Source organism: Mesorhizobium sp. WSM4833, assembly GCF_055811095.1.
On the sequence record NZ_JBVVQG010000052.1, the window covers coordinates 1 to 458 of the forward strand.

General features: G+C 68.1%; 1 protein-coding gene. It reads right to left on the reverse strand.

The features are described from left to right. A partial coding sequence (locus AC0L2D_RS31830) for a VCBS domain-containing protein (RefSeq protein ID WP_473544123.1) occupies positions 1-458 on the reverse strand: 458 nt, incomplete at both ends.

Here is a 458-nt window from a genome sequence, read left to right on the forward strand (position 1 = left end):
TTGCTGCCGGCCGCGTTGGTCTGCACGACAAAGGCGTTCGAGCTGTCGGGATCGGTGGCGACCAGGGTGCCGCCGGTGCTCTGCGCCGCATTGGTCTCGGTCAGCGCGGCGGTGCTGGTGCCGGTGATCACGGTGGCGTCGTCGGTGCCGTGGATGGTGACGGTGATGAGCTGGCTCGTGCCATCGGCGGTCGCAACCGTGATGCTGTCGGTGTAGTCGGTGCCGCCGACGAACTCGTCGTGGGCGTTGTTCATGGTGTAGGTCCAGACCCCGCCCGCATCGATCGAGAAGGTGCCGAAGCCGTTGCTGCCGGCCGCGTTGGTCTGCACGACAAAGGCGTTCGAGCTGTCGGGATCGGTGGCGACCAGGGTGCCGCCGGTGCTCTGCGCCGCATTGGTCTCGGTCAGCGCGGCGGTGCTGGTGCCGGTGATCACGGTGGCGTCGTCGGTGCCGTGGAT